General features: G+C 53.8%; 15 protein-coding genes. 11 read left to right on the top strand and 4 right to left on the bottom strand.

The window, feature by feature from the left end:
• Positions 1-57: 57 nt before the first annotated feature.
• Entirely contained in the window at positions 58-978 is a 921-nt protein-coding gene (locus tag AC0VXT_RS06480) for a hypothetical protein (RefSeq protein ID WP_475547980.1), read from the top strand.
• 74 nt (positions 979-1,052) lie between these two features.
• Here AC0VXT_RS06480 and AC0VXT_RS06475 read toward each other — a convergent pair whose 3' ends face one another.
• Positions 1,053-2,057, bottom strand: coding sequence for a YeiH family protein (locus tag AC0VXT_RS06475; protein WP_475547979.1), 1,005 nt, complete (start codon positions 2,055-2,057; stop codon positions 1,053-1,055).
• A gap of 93 nt (positions 2,058-2,150) precedes the next feature.
• On the opposite strand from AC0VXT_RS06475, the gene AC0VXT_RS06470 reads away from it, so the two are divergent.
• The 4 genes from AC0VXT_RS06470 (at position 2,151) to AC0VXT_RS06455 (ending at position 5,801) form a co-directional block, all read left to right on the top strand.
• Complete coding sequence (locus AC0VXT_RS06470) at positions 2,151-3,083, top strand: LysR family transcriptional regulator (protein WP_475547978.1); 933 nt, start codon at positions 2,151-2,153, stop codon at positions 3,081-3,083.
• A gap of 215 nt (positions 3,084-3,298) precedes the next feature.
• Positions 3,299-4,684: a cytochrome ubiquinol oxidase subunit I gene (locus tag AC0VXT_RS06465; protein ID WP_475547977.1), complete on the top strand. Its 1,386-nt coding sequence runs from the start codon at positions 3,299-3,301 to the stop codon at positions 4,682-4,684.
• 2 nt (positions 4,685-4,686) lie between these two features.
• The gene (gene cydB, locus AC0VXT_RS06460; RefSeq protein WP_475547976.1) at positions 4,687-5,679 is read left to right on the top strand and encodes a cytochrome d ubiquinol oxidase subunit II; all 993 of its coding nucleotides are present in this window, start codon (positions 4,687-4,689) and stop codon (positions 5,677-5,679) included.
• A complete protein-coding gene (locus tag AC0VXT_RS06455) occupies positions 5,679-5,801 on the top strand; it encodes a DUF2474 family protein (RefSeq protein ID WP_475547975.1) in 123 nt (40 codons plus the stop codon). Before cydB ends, AC0VXT_RS06455 begins: the two co-directional genes overlap by 1 nt.
• Before the next feature lie 78 nt (positions 5,802-5,879).
• Here the strand turns inward: AC0VXT_RS06455 and AC0VXT_RS06450 are convergent, their stop codons facing one another.
• Together AC0VXT_RS06450 and AC0VXT_RS06445 are read right to left on the bottom strand one after the other, a co-directional pair.
• Positions 5,880-6,287, bottom strand: coding sequence for a (R)-mandelonitrile lyase (locus tag AC0VXT_RS06450; protein WP_475547974.1), 408 nt, complete (start codon positions 6,285-6,287; stop codon positions 5,880-5,882).
• 30 nt (positions 6,288-6,317) lie between these two features.
• Positions 6,318-7,538: an aminotransferase-like domain-containing protein gene (locus AC0VXT_RS06445; protein WP_475547973.1), complete on the bottom strand. Its 1,221-nt coding sequence runs from the start codon at positions 7,536-7,538 to the stop codon at positions 6,318-6,320.
• Positions 7,539-7,884: 346 nt separating this feature from the next.
• Here AC0VXT_RS06445 and cysD point away from each other — a divergent pair, with 346 nt between their 5' ends.
• From cysD to AC0VXT_RS06415, 6 genes are all read left to right on the top strand, one after another.
• The gene (cysD, locus tag AC0VXT_RS06440) at positions 7,885-8,778 is read left to right on the top strand and encodes a sulfate adenylyltransferase subunit CysD (protein WP_245562905.1); all 894 of its coding nucleotides are present in this window, start codon (positions 7,885-7,887) and stop codon (positions 8,776-8,778) included.
• A 3-nt stretch (positions 8,779-8,781) separates the two neighbouring features.
• Positions 8,782-10,701, top strand: a complete 1,920-nt coding sequence (cysN, locus tag AC0VXT_RS06435; protein WP_475547972.1) for a sulfate adenylyltransferase subunit CysN — start codon at positions 8,782-8,784, stop codon at positions 10,699-10,701.
• A 226-nt stretch (positions 10,702-10,927) separates the two neighbouring features.
• Entirely contained in the window at positions 10,928-11,638 is a 711-nt protein-coding gene (locus tag AC0VXT_RS06430; RefSeq protein WP_475547971.1) for a GNAT family N-acetyltransferase, read from the top strand.
• A gap of 216 nt (positions 11,639-11,854) precedes the next feature.
• The gene (locus AC0VXT_RS06425) at positions 11,855-12,793 is read left to right on the top strand and encodes a glucosaminidase domain-containing protein (protein ID WP_475547970.1); all 939 of its coding nucleotides are present in this window, start codon (positions 11,855-11,857) and stop codon (positions 12,791-12,793) included.
• Between the two features lie 108 nt (positions 12,794-12,901).
• Complete coding sequence (locus AC0VXT_RS06420) at positions 12,902-13,537, top strand: CDP-alcohol phosphatidyltransferase family protein (RefSeq protein WP_475547969.1); 636 nt, start codon at positions 12,902-12,904, stop codon at positions 13,535-13,537.
• A gap of 234 nt (positions 13,538-13,771) precedes the next feature.
• Positions 13,772-14,776 carry an ABC transporter substrate-binding protein gene (locus AC0VXT_RS06415; RefSeq protein ID WP_475547968.1) on the top strand — a complete coding sequence of 335 codons (1,005 nt, stop codon included), beginning with the start codon at positions 13,772-13,774 and terminating at the stop codon, positions 14,774-14,776.
• 95 nt (positions 14,777-14,871) lie between these two features.
• Here AC0VXT_RS06415 and AC0VXT_RS06410 read toward each other — a convergent pair whose 3' ends face one another.
• A complete protein-coding gene (locus AC0VXT_RS06410; protein ID WP_475547967.1) occupies positions 14,872-15,219 on the bottom strand; it encodes a hypothetical protein in 348 nt (115 codons plus the stop codon).
• Between the last annotated feature and the right edge of the window lie 13 nt (positions 15,220-15,232).

Raw genomic sequence — 15,232 nt, 5'->3', positions numbered from 1 at the left:
CTCCCTACCCACGGCATTGCGCGGACGTTATCGCTACCCCGATGACATATCCAACCAATGCCAGAAGATGCCTCTTCATGTTTCCGTGGCATCTTCCTCCTTGCTCGCTGTCCCCACCAGGGCAGCGGGCTTTTTTTATGCCCCCTGCTTTTTATGCCCCCTGCAAGGTATAAAAATTTGGAACAAACAGGCGGCGGCAAGAGTTCTGCAATTGGAAATCGACCCCGGGACGCCAAGCGCCCGGATATGAATTCCAACATGAGAAAAGGAGCATTTATCATGCGCCGCTCAATGATTACTTTGACCGCCCTTTCTGCACTTACACTGGGGGCAACGCCCGCTTTGGCCGCAGGCCAGCAGAAAGATAATCCTCAGGTCCCTGATGAAACCCAACAGTCGATGCAGCAAAATAGCGCCACTCTTAATGAGTCGGAATCTGTTCATCTTTCGGGCACCGTAAAAGAAATTACCGGTGACCAGTTCACGATGAATTATGGCGATGGCGAAATTGCAGTCGACATGTCTGATTATGACTGGTTCGACGAGGGCTTTGTCCGGACAGGAGATCAGGTCCGGGTAAACGGTGAGGTTTCCGAAGGATTTTTCACCGACAAACAAGTCGTTGCCACGTCAATCTTCCTGCCTGAGCGCGGTGCCTATTACACCAACGGTGAAGACCGTACTGGCTTTGTCAACAGCAACGGCCTTGCAACTGGTGAAGAGTGGGTGACGCTTACGGGCGAAGTGACAGAAGTTCGTGAAGACGAAATAGCCCTTTCCACGGGCCACACAACCATCACTGTTGATTCCAGCGAAGTACCGGAAAATAGTGCGGATGGTCAGGCCCATCAGAAAATCCAAACCGGGGACCGCATTTCGGTCGCCGGGGAAATGGACGCAGCTGGGTTGTTCACAGAACGCGAGCTTGTTGCATCTTCGATCATCGTCATGAACGACAGCAACACCTACATGCAATAATCTGGCAGGTGTAGCTGCGACATGAACAAGCAAAGGGCCGACGCCGGTTTAAACGGCGTCGGTCCTTTTTGCTATCAGGTCAGGATTATCAATACCAGCAAGCCAAGCGTGCACAACACCAGCAAGGACAGAATGGCTGTGGCAATTACCCGACCACCAACATGCATCACGCTTCTGATGTTAACACTTAAACCCAATGCCGCCATGGCAAGGATCGTCAAGAACGAAGATGCCGTGCGCATGGGTGCCAATGCAATGTCGGGCAATATCCCGAACGAACGAAACGCCATCATCACGATAAAGCCAATGATGAACCACGGCACGACCTGCGCGATTGGAAGACGGATATTGTTTTGCCGTCCCCCCATCAGGGCCAGTGTAAAAATCACCGGCCCCAACATCAGAACCCGGATCAGCTTGACCAATGTGCCAACCTGCACGGCAAGCGCACCCGCCGGTGCCGTGGCAGCCAACACCTGCGGCACGGCATAAACCGTAAGCCCGGAAAAGATGCCGTATTGTGCTGGCGATAAGCCAAGCGCGACATGAACCAACGGCAAGGCAAAGACAAACAGCACACCCAGCACGGCGGTAAAGGCAATCGACGCGGCAACATCATCAGACTTTGCCGAAATCACCGGGGCAGTTGCGGCAATCGCCGAGTTACCACAAATCGAGTTGCCGCACGCCACCAGCATCGACAGTTGCTTTGACAGGCCAAGTGCGCGGCCAATATGGAAACTGACAAACAGGCTGATGCAGACCGTGGCAATGATCGCCGCAATCAATCCCCCGCCCGCATTGCTCATTGCCTGCGTACTGATCGATGCACCGAGCAAAACGATGGCGACCTCAAGCACGGTTTTGGCGCAAAACTGCACGCCCGCACAAAACACGGGCGCCAAGCCAAAGATCGACCGCACCAGCACCCCGATCAAAATGGCAAAGACCAGACTTTCCACCCAACCACGCCCCATAAAGACATGCTCGGCATGCTCTGCCAGCTTGGCCACAAAGGCAACCAGCAGGGTCAGCATAAGTCCGGGCAGGACTGGTTTGATGCGGGCGTTAAAAAACATGTTTTGCCTGTGATTTAGGGACAAGCCGAAAATCACACGCTCAATCATTTACTTCCATCGAATAAAAATTCATATTTCATTCGATAAAATCTAATGATTATATCCAACCATGATATCGAACAGGCCAATGCCATGATGACGCTCGAACAACTCCATATCTTTGTCGCCGTCGCGGAGCGCGAACATTTAACCCGCGCGGCCGAGGCGATTGGCCTGACCCCATCGGCGGTCAGTTCGGCAATCAAGAACCTTGAGGGGTTTTATGGCGTGGCCCTGTTTAACCGGGTGGGACGGCGGATTGAACTGACCGAAACCGGGCGACTGTTTTTGGATGAAGCCAAGGCAACACTGGCGCGCGCACGCGCAGCCGAACTCACCCTTGCAGAACTTGGTGGCATGCAACGTGGTGATTTGAATGTGTATGCCAGTCAGACGATTGCCAGTTACTGGCTGCCACCGTTCCTGATGAAATTTCATGACCAGTATCCCGGCATTGAAATTCACCTGACCATCGGCAATACCAAAACCGTATCGGATGCGGTACGCGGCGGGGCGGCCGATATCGGTTTTATCGAAGGTGATATCGATGAACCGGCGCTGGCCAAGCGCGAAGTCGCCGAAGACGCCCTTGTCATTGTCGTCGGCCCGAAGCACCCGTGGGCCGATGGTCGCCCCCTCACCCCGCAGGCACTGGTAACCCAGTCAAGCTGGATCCTGCGCGAAGCCGGGTCCGGGACACGGTCGGAATTTGAAAATACGTTGCGTGATTTGGGTGTTGATCCGGCGCGCCTAAAAACCGCCTTGACCCTGCCCAGCAACGAAGCCGTGATCACCGCGGTTGAAAGCGGATCGGGAGCCACCGCCGTATCGCAATTTGCCGTCAGTTCCCTGATTGCTCAAGGGCGTCTTGCCCGTGCCAGTTTCCCGATCCCGCCGCGCAAATTCATGGTGCTGCGTCACAAGGAACGCAAACAAACCCAAAGTTCGCTGGCGTTGGAGAAACTGTGCCTTGCCAGCACCAATTAAGAGGGTCAATGCGCAGATTTCACATTTTTTCAAGTGTAAATTGAGAATGCGCAATGCGGCGGTGCAAATAAGATTCTATCGGTCTTTGGAACGGACAAAATCCGGGACAGTGGATGCCTGAACAATTCCGTATCCCCGTCCTTCAAGGAGTGCCCTGCAAACAGCAGGAACCGTGGGTTTGTCCACAGGCTTCGTCTACCAAAAGGACCATGGCCATGCTTGATGCAGAAATACTGGCACGCATTCAGTTCGCCTTTACCATCTCATTTCACATCATATTCCCGTCGTTCACCATCGGGCTTGCCAGCTTTTTGTTTGTGCTTGAGGCCCTTTGGCTGCGCACCCGCGATGACGCCTATCTTGCGCTGTATAAATTCTGGGTGAAAATCTTTGCCCTGGCGTTTGGCATGGGCGTGGTGTCGGGCATTGTGATGTCCTATCAGTTTGGCACCAACTGGGGACCGTTTTCGGAATTCACCGGCGGGGTCATTGGCCCGTTGATGGCCTATGAAGTGCTCAGCGCCTTTTTCCTTGAGGCCGGCTTCCTTGGCATCATGCTGTTTGGGTTGAACCGTGTTGGCCCGAAACTGCATTTCACCGCGACAACCATGGTCGCGGTTGGCACATTATTCTCGGCGTTCTGGATTTTATCGGCCAACAGCTGGATGCAGACGCCTGATGGTTACATAATCGAAAATGGCCGTGCGGTTGTAACCAGTTGGTGGGATGCAATCTTTAACCCAAGCTTCCCGTATCGCTTGGTCCATATGGTTCTTGCCGCTTTTTTGACGACCGCCCTTGTGGTTGGTGCGGTTGGCGCATGGCATTTGCTGCGTGATCGGCAAAACCGCCCGGCCCGCATCATGTTTTCCATGGCGATGTGGATGGCGGCCATCGTCGCCCCGATCCAGATTGTCGCTGGTGACATGCACGGGCTTAACACCCTTGAACATCAACCGGCCAAGGTTGCCGCGATGGAAGGCCATTTTGACACCCAGAATGGCGCGCCGTTGATCCTGTTTGGCTGGCCTGACATGGCGGCCGAGGAAACCAGATATGCGCTGGAAATTCCCAAACTGGGGTCGATGATCCTGACTCATGACTGGGACGGCAAGATTACCGGGTTAAAGGACTTCGCCCCCGAAGATCGCCCCAATGCGACCATCGTTTTCTGGACGTTCCGCGTGATGGTTGGCATGGGGATTTTGATGGCATTGCTGGGTGTGATCAGCCTGTTTGCCCGTTTGCGTAAAACGCTGTTTAGCTGCGTATGGTTGCATCGCTTTGCCCTTGTCATGGGGCCAAGTGGCTTTATCGCCATTCTGGCGGGCTGGTTCACCACCGAAATCGGGCGTCAGCCATGGGTGGTCTATGGGGTGATGCGCACGTCGGACGCCGGATCGCCGATTGCGCCGACCGCCATTGCCGGATCACTAATTGCCTTTGTGATTGTCTATACCATCGTTTTTGGGGTTGGCACGGCCTATATCCTGCGTGCCATGAACCATGATCCGCGCCATGCACATGCGCCAAAGGATGAAGTTCTGCGCGCCGGTGGCCGCACCGTTGCCGCCCATAATCCCCCGCAGGCAGGAGAATAATCATGGATTATCAGCTTATCTGGGTTCTTTTGATTGCGGTTGCGGTGTTTGCCTATGTCACGCTTGATGGCTTTGATCTTGGCATTGGCATTCTGTTTGCCGTCATCAAGGATCCTAAAAAACGTGGCCGGATGATGAATACCGTCGCCCCGATCTGGGACGGCAATGAAACCTGGCTGGTGCTGGGCGGTGGCGGACTTTATGCCGCCTTTCCCAAGGCGTATTCATTGTTGATGACGGCCTTTTACATTCCGGTTTTTGCCATGTTGCTGGCCCTTGTGTTTCGCGGGGTGGCGTTTGAATTCCGGTTCAAAAGCCAGAACCATCAAAAACACTGGGATTTTGCCTTTTCGGCCGGGTCCCTCATTGCGGCAGCCATGCAGGGTGCCATGCTGGGCGCATTTATCGAGGGCATTGCGGTTGAAGATGGCCGTTTTGTTGGCGGGGCGATGGATTGGCTGAGCCCGTTTTCGATCTTTTGCGCCACCGCCGTTGTGGTCGGTTATGCGCTTCTTGGTACCGGCTGGTTGATCATGAAAATGGAAGGCGATTTTCAGGGCAGCCTGCGCCGCCTTGCCAAACCGGCCGTGATCTGGATGGCGGCCAATCTTGGCGTGGTGTCGCTGATGACCACCTATGTTAATCCGGCCTATGCCACGCGGTGGTTTGACATGCCCAACATGCTGATGCTGGCCCCAATTCCGTTGATCACCGCAGCCCTTTTATTCTGGCTTTGGCATGCGGTATCGCACCGGGAAAAAACGGTGTTTGGCATCACGCTTGGCATATTTTTCCTCAGTTACCTTGGGTTTGGCATCACGCTTTATCCCAACATCGTGCCGCCAATGATCACCTTCCGCGAGGCGGCTGCCCCGGATAACAGCCTGTCGTTCATGCTGGTCGGGGCAGCGATATTGTTGCCGGTGATATTTGCCTATACCGCTTATGCCTATTGGGTGTTTCGCGGCAAGGTCGGGGATGAGGGGTATCATTGATGGTGCAGGTTAAATCACCGAAAGCACGACGGGTACTGTGGTTTGCGGGCCTTTATGTCGGCAGCATCCTTGTTCTCGGCGCGGCGTCGCTTTTGCTTAGGGCGATGATGGGGCAGGCTTAACAAGTCCTCCTCAACAACAGCAAAAGCCCGGCCGCACGGATTTCTCCTGCTGCCGGGCTTTTTTTTTCATCGGCGATGTTATGATCCGCGTTCGGTCAGATAATCGTCATCTGTCACTTTTTCGAGCCAATCGACCGCAACGCCATTTAACGCTTCTGCAATCGCGATATGGGTCATGGCGGTTGTGTCGGTTGCACCGTGCCAGTGCTTTTCATCCGGTTCGAACCAGACGATATCGCCGGGGCGGATTTCCTCACGCGGACCGCATTCGCGCTGCGCCCAGCCAAGGCCACTGGTGATGATGATGGTCTGGCCCAGCGGATGGGTGTGCCATGCCGTTCGGGCGCCCGGCTCAAACGTGACCGTGGCCCCGCCAACCCGCGCGGGATCGGTTGTTTGAAACGGATTATCAAGGCGTACTTGCCCGGTAAAATAATCGGCGTTTCCTTTGACGGTGGGTTTTGAGGCATTGCGTTGGATGTTCATTTTGATCCTCCGGACTTCTTTGATCGCACGTTATGATTGATTGTGCACACGGCAGACCAACAATGCCAAGCGTTCGATCCCGTCACGGATGCGATCCGGCTTTTCGGTGGCGAAGCTCAGCCGGGCGGTATTGCGCCCGGAATGATCGCAGAAAAATGCCTGTCCGGGGACGAAGGCAACCTTGGCATCCTCCAAGGCCTGCGCCAGCAATTGTCGGCTATCGATGTTTTCAGGCAAAGTTAGCCAAATGAACATGCCGCCTTCGGGGCGGGTGTAAGACACGGTACCTGGCATAAATTCATCCATGGCCGCCAGCATGGTATCGCGCTTTGCCCGATAGGCATCTCGTACTGTATCAAGGTGATCCGGGAACAGTTTGCGGGCCGCGCGCAGGGCGACTTCCTGATTGATTGTCGAGACATGTAAATTACCGGCCTGCGTGATCAGAACCAACCGTTCAATCACCGGGCTCGGCGCACAGACCCAGCCAATACGCAAGGCGGGTACAAGTGTTTTGGAAAACGTGCCCAGTTGAATAACTGTGCCTGCGCCTTGATCATCCCCGATGTCATCAAGGGCGAGTAAGGAAGGCAAAACATCGCCTTCATAGGACAGCTTGGAATAGGCCGCATCTTCCAAAATTACCGCCCCGTATTTGCGTGCGGTTTCAAGCACGGCCAAACGGCGTTCCAGCGTATAGGATCGCCCGGTCGGGTTTTGAAAATCCGGCGCAAGATAGGCAATACGCGCACCACCGGCAAAGGCCGCATCAAGTTCGGCAATCATCGGACCATCGGCATCCATATTGACCCCGACATAGGTTGGACGGCGCATCGAAAAGGCCTGCATCGCGCCAAGGTAGCTTGGCTTTTCGACCACGATTTCGCGCCCCGGCTCCAACAACAAGCGGGCCAGCATATCAAGCCCCTGCTGCGCACCATTGGTGATCAGGATGTTTTCAATGCTGCGCGGCGCCCCGCTTAACGCAAGGTCATCGGCGATCCAGTGCCGAAGGGCGGGCAAACCTTCGCTGATGGAATATTGCAGGCTGCGCCGACCGGCCGCGTCGTCCTGTGTCAGATCGTCATAGACCGCGTGAAAGGCATCAAGCGGGAACAGGTCCGGATCAGGCACACCGCCCGCGAATGAAATAATCTCCGGCCGATCCGCCACTTTGAGCAAATCACGGATTTCCGATGCGGTCAGTGCACGGGCATCGCGCACAATCAAATCATTCCACTGGACGGTCATGGCAACTCTCTTTAGGTCAGCTTTGTTGCCCTTATTTGGCAAGCAAGACTGACCTAAATCAAGTTTATTTTACATGGATGGAAAATTTTGAAACAAAATTACAATCCATGTCCTGCCAACCTCCACCTCAAACATGCAGAGGCGAAAAACCTTGAGGCGTTCTTTCGAACATATTAAACACACATTGTGATGTTGAATTTAATCTGACTACAAAAATTTGTGTAAATATATAAATCACACTTGCCTTACGGGTCATTCCATATTACCCATCAAAGCTAAGTGAAATACAATTATAAACACATAAATTTGTGTTGATTAATCGTCAGGAAAGAGAATGCAGCCTAATCTGACCCATCTCCGCCAGCTTGAGGCTGAGAGTATCCATATCATCCGCGAGGTGGCGGCATCGTTTGAACGCCCGGTGATGCTTTATTCCATCGGCAAGGATTCATCGGTTTTGCTGCATTTGGCGCGCAAGGCCTTTTACCCGGCCCCGCCGCCCTTTCCGTTGATGCATGTCGATACCACGTGGAAATTCCGCGAAATGATTGAGTTTCGCGACAAGGTGGCGGCGGAATATGGCTTTGAGCTGATTGTGCATATCAATCAGGACGGTGTTGATCAGGGCATTGGCCCGTTCACCCATGGGTCGAGCCTGCATACCGATGTGATGAAGACCCAATCGCTAAAACAGGCATTGAACAAATACAAGTTCGATGCGGCCTTTGGCGGGGCGCGCCGGGACGAGGAAAAGGCACGTGCCAAGGAACGTGTGTTTTCTTTCCGCACGGAAACCCATCGCTGGGATCCGAAAAATCAGCGCCCGGAATTGTGGGATATCTATAACGCCCGGATCAACAAGGGCGAAAGCATCCGCGCTTTCCCGATCTCGAACTGGACCGAGCTTGATATCTGGCAATATATCTATCTTGAGCAAATCCCGATTGTGCCGCTGTATTATTCGGCCAAGCGCCCGGTGGTTGAGCGTGATGGCACGCTGATCATGGTTGATGACGACCGCATGCCGCTTCGTGCCGGTGAAAAACCCGAAATGAAATCGGTGCGGTTCCGCACCTTGGGTTGCTATCCACTGACCGGGGCGGTTGAGTCAGAAGCCACGACACTTCCCGACATCATTCAGGAAATGCTGCTGACCCGATCCAGCGAACGTCAGGGTCGCATGATTGACCATGACGAAGCCGGGTCGATGGAAAAGAAAAAGCAGGAAGGGTATTTTTAGATCATGGCACATCAATCCGATCTGATTGCCGATGACATTCTCGGCTACCTGAAATCGCAGGAAGAAAAAAGCCTGCTGCGCTTCATCACCTGTGGCAGCGTCGATGACGGGAAATCAACCCTGATTGGCCGTCTGCTTTGGGATTCCAAAATGATCTTTGAAGATCAGCTGGCGGCCCTTGAATCCGATAGCCGCAAAGTTGGCACCCAAGGCGGCGAGATTGATTTTGCCTTGCTGCTCGATGGGCTTCAGGCCGAACGCGAACAGGGCATCACCATTGATGTCGCCTATCGCTTCTTCTCGACCGACAAGCGCAAATTCATTGTCGCCGATACGCCCGGCCACGAACAATACACGCGTAACATGGCCACCGGTGCCTCGACCGCCGATGTCGCAGTGATCCTGATTGATGCGCGTAAGGGCATTTTGACCCAGACGCGGCGGCATAGCTTTATCACCTCGTTGCTTGGGATCAAGCATGTGGTGCTGGCGGTCAACAAGATGGATCTGGTCGATTATGATCAGGCAACGTTTGATCGCATTGTGGCCGAGTATCAGGAATTTGCCAAAGACCTTGGCTATAGCACGATCACAGCAATTCCGTTGTCGGCGTTGCGCGGCGATAACATGATTGAGGCCAGCCCGAACACCCCGTGGTATTCCGGTCCGACGTTGCTGGCCCATCTTGAAGCCGTTCAGGTCGAACAGGATGCGATTGAAAAGCCGTTCCGCCTGCCGGTGCAGTGGGTCAACCGTCCCAACCTTGATTTCCGTGGCTTTTCCGGCACCGTTGCATCGGGTACGATCAAGCCGGGTGACGAGATTATTGTCACCGCATCGGGCCAGACCAGCACGGTCAAGGAGATCGTGACCTTTGACGGCAACCTTAATGAGGCCATTGCCGGTCAAGCTGTGACCCTTACCCTTGCCGATGAAATCGACATTTCGCGCGGCGATGTTTTGGCCCAAGCCGATGCCAAACCCGATTTTGCCGATCAGTTCGAAGCGCGCATCATCTGGATGCATGATGATCATTTGCTGCCCGGTCGTCCCTATCTGATCAAGATGGGCGCACAGGTCACCAATGCGCAGATCAGCGACCTGAAATACAAGGTCAATGTCAATACGCTCGAACATATGGCGGGCAAGACGCTTGAGCTTAATGAAGTCGGGATTGCCAATATTTCGGCCGATAAGGCACTGGCCTTTGACCCCTATGACGACAACCGTCATTCCGGGCGTTTCATCATCATTGACCGCTTCACCAATGCGACTGTTGGTGCGGGCATGGTCAACCATTCGCTCCGCCGTGCGACCAACATCAAATGGCAGGAAATGGACATCAACAAGCAGGCGCGTGCCTATCAGAAAGGTCAGAAATCGGCCGTTCTGTGGTTCACGGGTCTGTCGGGTGCAGGCAAATCAACCGTTGCCAACATGGTGGAGAAAAAGCTCCATGCCATGGGCAAGCATACCTACACGCTTGACGGCGATAATGTCCGCCATGGCCTGAACAAGGACCTTGGCTTTACCGATGCGGACCGGGTGGAAAACATCCGCCGGGTTGGCGAAACGGCCAAGCTGTTTGTTGATGCAGGCGTGATTACGCTGGTGTCCTTTATCTCGCCGTTCAAAAGCGAACGTCAGCTGGCGCGCAGCCTGGTGGAGAAAGACGAGTTTATCGAAGTCTTCATCGACACCCCGCTTGAAGTGTGTGAACAGCGCGATGTAAAGGGCCTTTATAAAAAGGCCCGTGCGGGCGAAATCGCCAACTTTACCGGCATCGATAGCCCGTATGAGCGCCCCGAAAATGCCGAGATCATTGTGAGCACGGCAGACCAAAGTGCCGAACAGGCTGCTGAGATTATCGTTGCCAAACTCGAAGAGTTCGGCGTTTTGGGTGTATGGTATCCCGATATCTGATCTTTCGATCTGATCGCTGATCAGATCCAACGTCCAGAAAACCCGGCATTTTCAGATGCCGGGTTTTCTGTTGGTGCGCCCCCATAGGAAGAACAAAGCCCTTCGGAAAAGATGATCAAGGCCAACAAAACATTGGCCCCATTCATTTTGCAAAACTGGCTCTTTTATACAGGGCCAGTTTTGCCCATGCTCGCCCCTTGATCACCGCACACAGGATACCTCGCCCATGACCGCGCCCCACAAAGATGACTTTGGTAAACCCGTTGGCCAGCCGATTGCAAACTGGGCCGGATGCGAATTTCCGCCGCGCACAGACATGACCGGACGCCACGTGATTGTCAGCCCGATTGATGTTGAACGTGATGCGCAGCAGCTCTTTGATGCCAACGGCAAGGCTGTGGATGGATCGCGTTTTACCTATCTTTCAACGCACGCATTTGACGATTTTGCATCTTACAAGGCGTGGCTGGTCGGTATGGCGGCCAATGCTGATCCGATGCTCCATACCATCATTGATGTGGCGACCAACAAGGCCGTCGGTGTTGCGGCCTTCATGCGCATTGATGCCGCCAATGGCGTGGTTGAGGTTGGCAATATCAATTATGCCCCGGCCCTATCAAAGACCATCGGCGGGACCGAGGCGATGTATCTGATGATGAAGCGTGCCTTTGATGAGCTGGGTTATCGTCGCTATGAATGGAAATGCGATGATCAGAATGCCCCGTCACGCGCAGCAGCGGCGCGCTATGGCTTTAGCTATGAGGGTACATTCCGAAACCACATGGTCTATAAGGGCCGGAACCGCGACACCGCATGGTTTTCGATCACAGTCGAAGAATGGCCCGCACTCCGTACCGCGTTCGAAGCATGGATATCACCCGATAATTTCGATGAAACCGGTGCACAGCGCAAACGTCTGCAAGACCTGCGCGGGTAATTCGTGCCCAGAGCCCAAGCCATCGTCACCCGGATCATTCAAGATTAAGTGTCCGCACCCTGCTGTGGGTGACGCTCCTGCTTTTTGCGCAGCCCCTCCCACCCCGAAACATGACAAATACCCTACAGCCTCGGGAATTCATCGACCGGGCCGGTGGCCAATGGTATATTTCTTTCAAACACCTTTGGGCGACACACCAAAAGCAGGAGACGCGGCATGCTGACGTATCACACCGTCATGCGTAAATTTGGGGGTGCAGCCATCCTTGCGGCCTGTATCGCCGTCGGCGGTGCAAAGTTTGCCCACGCCGATATCACCCTGCCCGTTCCTGCGCCAACGGATATCATACGCGTTGAACTTCACGGCTATGAACAGCTTGACAGTTTCTATAACGATCTTGGATACACGCCAGAAAGCTGGGACGCGGGGGAGCGCACCATTCCGCGCCTGTTTTTGCAAACCATCCCGGAGGCATGGCGCGATGACATTGCCGATCAACTGACGGTCGCGGCCAAGAAACGCGTTTTCTTCCGCACGCTTGGACCTTTGACATTGCTGGCAAATGAAGAAATTTCCTTTCAGCAAAAAGCCCTGAAAGACGCTGTTTCCAACAATGACAGCGCTGTCATTGGCGACCTCGCCAGTCAGTATCGCATTTCCTCCGCCCCGGACGATCCGGCGACCCTTGCCGAACTTGAAAACCGTATCGGCCCCGTTCCGGCATCGCTTGCCATGGCGCAGATGGCGATTGAAAGTGGCTGGGGCACATCACGGTTTGCCGCCCATGGCAATGCGCTGTTCGGGCAGTGGACCTATGACGGGGAAGGCATCACGCCCGAGGAACAACGCAGTCATCTGGGCGATTATAAAATCGCTGCGTTCAAAACGCCCTTCGGGTCGGTGCGCGCCTATATGATGAACCTCAACACTGGATCAGCATATCAAGAGTTCCGTGATCTGCGCACTAAGATGATCGCGCAAAGCAAACCGCTTTCGGGCATGGCTCTGGCCGAAACCCTGACCCGCTATTCCGAGCGCGGCGAGGTGTATGTCAAGGAAGTCCAGGCCGTCATTCGCCAAAACAAGCTCACTCAGGTTGATGAAGCTGTTTTGGAAGATAGCCCCTATTACAATCTGATCCCGGCGGGCCAGTAAACCGGGGCGCCCGCATGTCTATTGATGGATTTGTAATCTGGTGATTTTCATTTGTCGGACGTTCAGCATATAGTTGCCGCCACAATGGTTTAACCGGATGATCCGCTTATGTTTGATGCCCGCCTGCGCCCGCTGATTGATAGGCCGCTCAATGCGGTTGCCAGAACCCTTTCGGGGACTGGCATTACGCCAAATGTGATCACCGGGTTTGGTTTTTTCCTCGGCCTGCTTGCCGCCGGTGCACTTGTCCTTCAGCTTGATTACGTCGCCCTTGGCCTGATCCTTGCCAGCCGGATCATGGATGGTCTGGATGGGGCGGTTGCCCGCCATGCAGCGCCCCGGTCGCGCCATCCGGGAGCCAAAAGCCAAGAAAGCGATCTTGGCGGCTATTACGATATCGTTGCCGATTTTCTGTTTTATTCCGGGATCGTTTTGGCCTTTGCCATCGGGCGGCCTGAGCATGCATTGATGGCGGCCTTCCTGATTTTCTGCTTTGTCGGCACGGGGTCGAGTTTTCTGGCCTATGCCATTGTTGCGGCCAAACAGGATCGCAATCACGACAAACAGGGCAAGAAAAGTTTCTATTACCTGACCGGCATCACCGAAGGCAGTGAAACCATTTTTGTGCTGTGTCTGATGTGTGCTTTTCCGAAATGGTTTCCCCAGATCGCGGGGGTCTTTGGCGCACTTTGCCTGATGACGACCTTTGGCCGGGTTCTGCAAGCCCGGCGTGATTTTGGATGACACCACAAGTCACAGACGTCATTAACAGCTTGAAGCGAAGCCTAGCTGACGCCATATCAGAAATGTCAGACGACATTGCTGTCCAAAACAACAAAAGCCTCGCTAGGGGCTAAAATAGAACAGGCACCGAAAAATATGTGGTCAAACAGGGTTCTATGCTCAGTCATTCTTGGATGTTTTTTTCTTGCCGCATGTGATCAATCAGGACCAATAAAGATCGGTTTCATTGCTGGTTTGACCGGACCGTGGTCAGATGCGGGCACCGCATCACTTAACGCGCTGAAACTTGCGACCCAACAAATCAATGACAATGGTGGCATTGATGGACGGATGATCGAAATCATTCCACGCGATGACGAAAAATCACCAGAAACCGCACAAAACCATGTTCGAGAGTTCAAAGAACTCGGTGTTGATGCCATTGTCGGCCCAATCATCAGCTCGATCGGCATGGCAATGCTGCCCATGATTAACGACCTTGGTATTGTCACCGTATCCCCGACCGTATCAGCCGCCGAGTTTGCCGGTTTTCGTGACTATTTGTTTCGCATGAACACCACCACACAACAGAATGCGCGTGCCTATGCCAGACGTAGTATTGACCTTAACCACAAGCGGGTTGCGATCGCTTTGGATGGAGAAAACGAGGCCTTTACGGATAGCTGGTATCGCGAATTTCTTTTGGAATTTGATGAATTTGATGGACGGGTCATTTCCAAGACATGGATTAATGTCGAGGGAACGTCACTTACCGATGCTGCTGCCAAGCTTTTGGAAGGCTCCCCCGACGGCATTCTCCTGATCACGGACAGAGCCGATAGCGCAAATCTGGCTAAGGAAATTCGCAAGAAGTCTCGGAATATTCCGCTGGCTGCTGCAGAATGGGCCGGATCGGAAATGCTGATTGAATTGGGCGGCGATGCGGTTGAAGGCATGGAATTGGTGCAGGCCTATGATCGCTATGACGATAGTCCGCGTTTTCAGAAATTCGTCGCAGACTACACCGCAATGTTTGGGGAAACGCCGGGCTATTCTGCGGTTCTGACCTATGATGCGGCAACTGTTCTGTTTACAGCCTTTAAAACCAAACATCCTGATCAAGGGCTTGACGATGCGCTTACCACGCTGCCACCGCAAATGGGCCTTAACCAGGAACTGATGTTTGACCAGTTTGGTGATAGCAACCGCAACAGCTATTTCGTGACCATCCAGGACGGAAAATTTATCCGCGTGGAATAACCGACCATCGACAATATGAAGAAGCCCCGGATCAGATGGCCGGAGCTTCTTTTTTTTTCAAATCAGAAGATGACCGTCAGACCGGCGGTCAGACATCAATGATCGCTTTCCTCAAGGAAGTGATCGCCAAGACCGGTATCATATTCCATGCCGTCCTTGGTCAGAACGATGCTACCCGGATAGCCATCCTTGACCAGACCTTTACGGGTCAGCACAACCCAAACGGCGGGGTTATCAAAGCCACTGGCATCGCGTGCGGCAACGGTGAACTGTCCGACATGAACATGATCGCCATGGGCATGGGGCACGCGCAACAGCGTGCCTTCGCCAGTCGCCTCGTCGATCTGACCGGAATTTTCATCGCGTGCGACGATCTGTGCCAGCACAAGCGTACGAAGCTGCAACTTATTGAGTTTCAGTGGATTTTTGCGAACGATTGCCATGATCTGGTGTCAC

This window comes from Thalassospira sp. Z349TD_5, from assembly GCF_056173045.1.
This window is presented reverse-complemented; position numbering and strand designations above follow the sequence as displayed.

What these genes read in the sequence shown, in the direction of transcription:
- cydB (WP_475547976.1), top strand. Translation starts at nt 4,687, where the DNA reads ATGGATTATCAGCTTATCTGGGTTCTTTTGATTGCGGTTGCGGTGTTT.
- AC0VXT_RS06410 (WP_475547967.1), bottom strand. Translation starts at nt 15,219, where the DNA reads ATGGCAATCGTTCGCAAAAATCCACTGAAACTCAATAAGTTGCAGCTT.
- AC0VXT_RS06455 (WP_475547975.1), top strand. Translation starts at nt 5,679, where the DNA reads ATGGTGCAGGTTAAATCACCGAAAGCACGACGGGTACTGTGGTTTGCG.
- AC0VXT_RS06475 (WP_475547979.1), bottom strand. Translation starts at nt 2,057, where the DNA reads ATGTTTTTTAACGCCCGCATCAAACCAGTCCTGCCCGGACTTATGCTG.
- AC0VXT_RS06430 (WP_475547971.1), top strand. Translation starts at nt 10,928, where the DNA reads ATGACCGCGCCCCACAAAGATGACTTTGGTAAACCCGTTGGCCAGCCG.
- AC0VXT_RS06420 (WP_475547969.1), top strand. Translation starts at nt 12,902, where the DNA reads ATGTTTGATGCCCGCCTGCGCCCGCTGATTGATAGGCCGCTCAATGCG.
- cysN (WP_475547972.1), top strand. Translation starts at nt 8,782, where the DNA reads ATGGCACATCAATCCGATCTGATTGCCGATGACATTCTCGGCTACCTG.
- AC0VXT_RS06450 (WP_475547974.1), bottom strand. Translation starts at nt 6,287, where the DNA reads ATGAACATCCAACGCAATGCCTCAAAACCCACCGTCAAAGGAAACGCC.
- AC0VXT_RS06470 (WP_475547978.1), top strand. Translation starts at nt 2,151, where the DNA reads ATGATTATATCCAACCATGATATCGAACAGGCCAATGCCATGATGACG.
- AC0VXT_RS06425 (WP_475547970.1), top strand. Translation starts at nt 11,855, where the DNA reads ATGCTGACGTATCACACCGTCATGCGTAAATTTGGGGGTGCAGCCATC.
- AC0VXT_RS06445 (WP_475547973.1), bottom strand. Translation starts at nt 7,538, where the DNA reads ATGACCGTCCAGTGGAATGATTTGATTGTGCGCGATGCCCGTGCACTG.
- AC0VXT_RS06465 (WP_475547977.1), top strand. Translation starts at nt 3,299, where the DNA reads ATGCTTGATGCAGAAATACTGGCACGCATTCAGTTCGCCTTTACCATC.
- AC0VXT_RS06480 (WP_475547980.1), top strand. Translation starts at nt 58, where the DNA reads ATGCCAGAAGATGCCTCTTCATGTTTCCGTGGCATCTTCCTCCTTGCT.